Here is a 3,828-nt window from a genome sequence, read left to right as displayed (position 1 = left end):
ACCAGATCGCCCAGCTGATCCGCCACCGGGGCGAGGTGTCGCGCGAGATCCAAGCCGCCCGCCTCGCAGATGGCGGACGCCGCGTGGACCTGCGCCGCGAGACCGAGATCATCGGCCGCTACACCGCTGCTCTGGGCCGTTCGGGCACCGCGATCGCTATGGCGCTTCTGGAGCTAGGCCGCGGCCGCGCGTAGGCGGTTCCTCCGACGCCTCGCGCGCTCATCCAACGAGCCTTTGCCCGAAGACCTCTCTTCCGACGAACCCTCGTCTCACGCCAGTGCCGGGCCGCCGCCTCTCTGAGGTAGGCGGCCAAATCGCCGTCTCATTCCTCGTGCCTGCACCTGCCTATGGCAGTCGCCGCCTGCCAGCGCCCGTCCTGAACTGGCGCCTGCCTCGCGTTCCGGCCCGCGCTCTCCCTCACCCTTCCCTCCCGCCGCTGCACCACCTTCCTTCCTCCGGCCGCCGCGTCGCCTTCCCTCCCCCTCCCGCCGCCGCGCCACCTTCCTTCTCTCCCTCCCTCATCCCCTCCTCCCTTCCGCCGCTGCGTCGCCTTCCGCCCCTTCCCGCCGCCGCGCCCCCTCCCTCCCTCCCTCCCTCCCTCCGCTGCGCCGCCTTCCGCCCCACCCGTTTCCCGTTACTGCGTAACTACTTATCTGACAATTCGTTGTCCAGTGCGAATGGGCCGAGGCGATCGGCGGCGGGCGGGCTCGGTGGCGTCCTCCGCCGTGGGACCTCGCCCCGGCGTGTGCGTGCCCGTCGGCAGGGGACAGCCGCCGTCCGCGCCCCATTCCCCGTCTTCGCGGCCGACCGCGACCGTCTCGCCCAACGGCGGCCGGATCGGTCGGCCGCGGAGACCTGTCCACTGCCGAAGAGCCCCCGTGGACTGCCCGTAGACTGTGAGCACTATGGACTCCACCTCGTCTTCGGTGCTCGTCGTCGATTTCGGCGCCCAGTACGCCCAGCTCATCGCCCGCCGTGTCCGCGAGGCCCGGGTCTACAGCGAGATCGTGCCGCACACGATGCCGGTCGCCGAGATGCTGGCGCGCCGCCCCGCCGCGATCATTCTGTCCGGTGGTCCGTCCTCCGTGTACGCCGACGGCGCGCCGCACGTCAGCGCCGAACTGTTCCGCGCGGGCATCCCGACGCTTGGCATCTGCTACGGCTTCCAGGCGATGGCGCGAGCGCTCGGCGGCGTCGTGGACAAGACCGGCTCGAGCGAGTACGGCCGTACCGCGCTGTCGGTGCGCGAGACCACGTCCACACTGTTCAGCGGCACACTGGGTGCGCAACAGGTGTGGATGTCGCACGGCGACTCAGTAGTTGCCGCGCCGTCCGGGTTCGCCGTGACCGCGACGACTGCCGGCACTCCGGTCGCCGCGTTCGAGGACGACGACAACCGGCTCTATGGAGTCCAGCACCACCCGGAAGTGCTGCACTCTGCCCATGGCCAGAAGGTACTCGAGAACTTCCTCTACCACGGCGCCGGAATCACGCCGAGCTGGACCATGGTGAACATCGTTGAGGAGGCGGTCGAGTCGATCCGGACGCAGGTCGGCTCGAAGCGGGCGATCTGCGGACTGTCCGGCGGTGTCGACTCGGCGGTCGCGGCCGCGCTGGTTCAGCGCGCAATTGGACCTCGACTGACCTGTGTGTTCGTGGATCACGGGCTGTTGCGCAAGGGTGAGGCCGAACAGGTCGAGAAGGACTTCGTGGCCGCAACCGGCGTGGACCTCAAGGTCGTCGACGCCAAGCGGCGCTTCCTGGACGCACTGGCTGGCGTGACCGACCCGGAGGAGAAGCGCAAGATCATCGGCCGGGAGTTCATCCGAGTCTTCGAGCAGGCGCAGCGGGAAATCGTTGCCGCGTCGGCCGAGGGCGAGGCGCCGGTGGAATTCTTGGTCCAGGGCACGCTGTACCCGGACGTGGTGGAGTCTGGCGGCGGTACCGGAACCGCGAACATCAAGTCGCACCACAACGTCGGCGGGCTGCCGGACGACCTCGAGTTCGAGCTCGTCGAGCCGTTGCGCCGGTTGTTCAAGGACGAGGTGCGCCGGGTCGGCGAGGAGCTGGGCCTGCCGGCGGAAATGGTGTGGCGCCAGCCGTTCCCCGGCCCCGGCCTGGGCATCCGTATCGTCGGCGAGGTCACCGAGGAGCGCCTGGACCTGCTGCGCGAGGCCGACGCGATCGCTCGGGCGGAGCTGACAAAGGCCGGCCTGGATCGGGAGATCTGGCAGTGTCCGGTAGTGCTCCTCGCCGACGTGCGCTCGGTAGGTGTGCAAGGCGACGGACGCACCTACGGCCACCCGATCGTGCTGCGGCCGGTGTCCTCCGAAGATGCGATGACGGCGGACTGGACGCGTCTGCCCTATGAGGTGCTTGAGCGGATCTCGACACGCATCACCAACGAGGTGCGCGACGTCAATCGCGTGGTGCTGGACGTCACATCAAAGCCGCCCGGCACGATCGAGTGGGAGTAGCCGCGGGTTTGGGCGGCGGCGCGGCGGCTGCGGGACCACGTGGTACTGGAGTAGCTGCGGGACTGGGTGGCGGGAGGTGTGCCGCAGTATTGGGCGGCGGAGCGGCCGCGAGGCCACGTGGCGCTGGAGTAGCTGTGGGATTAGGCGGCGAGAGATGCAGCCGCAGTATTAGGTGGCGCAGTGGCCGCGAGGCCACGTGGCACTGGAGTAGCCGCAGAATATGGCGGCGAGGTTTAGCCGCAGGACTAGGCGGCGCGGGAGCAGCTGCCATAGGGAAATCCTCGACACCTGCCTGGCGTTACCTTCGACGTCGAATGTCGTTATCCGGTAACGGATTTCCGCACATTCAAGGGTCGTGCCGAAGCGCCTGCACGGCGGGGTGTACGCTCCGTGTCTGCTTCGGTCTTGCAGATAAAACCAGGGAGGGCACGAGCGTGGCGCACGGTCCAGACTGCCACTGCTCGGTGCGGCAGGATTACGACCGGGAGCTCGCGCAGTTCATAGAGCGTTGCCGTGAGCTGGCGCATGGCGAAGGCGTTCCGGCCGCAGTCTCCCACTCCGAAGACGGCGCACGGCAGTGGGTTTCGGACGAACTGACCCGGCGAGCGGGACGTCTCGCCGTCGTCGCCCGCAAAGAGAACACCGCGTGGCTCCAGTTCGTCGGGCGCCAGACGATGCGCGGCGCCTGGGCACTCCTCGCGGTCGTGCTCATCATCGATCTCGCCACCCTGCCGTTATCCGACCGCTGGACATTGCCTCGCACTGCTACGCCCCTGGCGTTCCTCGCCTTCGCGGCGCTTTTCACCCTGCTAGGCGCGGTGCACTCGGATATCGGCGGCGTTCTCTGCTACCTGGTCGGCGTCGACGGCCGAATGTCGCTGCCCCGCACGCTCGGCCTGCTCTGGGCGGCGACGCTCTTCACCGGATTCGTGTACTTCGGTGTCGAGGACATCGCGGCCGGTTCCGCACAGCAGCGCTCCATCGTCTCGGCGGCGATCTCTCATCCACGCCTGGAGTACCTGGCCCTGCTCGCCATCCCTGTTCTGGTAGCAGTGACGACCGGTGCGGTGTCCTCGGCGCGGATGCGCCGCCGTGACACCGCATATCTGCCGGGCCAGCGTTCACAGCTGCGCGACCTGCTGGTCGAGGAGAGCGGCCTGGGATCGTTGGCGGCTGCGGTTTGGCTGCCGGTGAACCTGGTCGCGGTGCTCTTCATCATCATCGGACTGGATAAGAACCCGTACGAGCTGCCCGAAGTGCCGGGCTCGCTGGTCTGGTTGGCGATCGGCTGCGCGGTGCTCTACACCGGAGTGAAGCTCACCGAGGTGCGCCGCCCGGTCCTGGTCTCGGT

Annotated in this window: 3 protein-coding genes; all 3 read left to right on the top strand. The window is 68.5% G+C overall.

Annotated features, from left to right (window positions below; genetic code table 11):
• The coding region (locus tag VGZ32_RS21420) for a chorismate mutase (protein WP_326887922.1) at window positions 1-194 on the top strand (194 nt) is incomplete at its 5' end.
• A 711-nt stretch (window positions 195-905) separates the two neighbouring features.
• Entirely contained in the window at window positions 906-2,477 is a 1,572-nt protein-coding gene (gene guaA, locus VGZ32_RS21415) for a glutamine-hydrolyzing GMP synthase (protein WP_326887921.1), read from the top strand.
• A 434-nt stretch (window positions 2,478-2,911) separates the two neighbouring features.
• The coding region (locus tag VGZ32_RS21410) for a hypothetical protein (RefSeq protein ID WP_326887920.1) at window positions 2,912-3,828 on the top strand (917 nt) is incomplete at its 3' end.

The sequence above is a fragment of the Actinocrinis sp. genome (assembly GCF_035938995.1).
In the GTDB taxonomy this organism is placed as follows: domain Bacteria; phylum Actinomycetota; class Actinomycetes; order Streptomycetales; family Catenulisporaceae; genus DASZGI01.
Note: the sequence above shows the minus strand (reverse complement) of the source record. Positions and strands in the feature narration are given on the sequence as shown.

Bases quoted from the DNA above. Each gene is read 5' to 3' on its own strand.
- guaA (WP_326887921.1), top strand. From the start codon at position 906: ATGGACTCCACCTCGTCTTCGGTGCTCGTCGTCGATTTCGGCGCCCAG.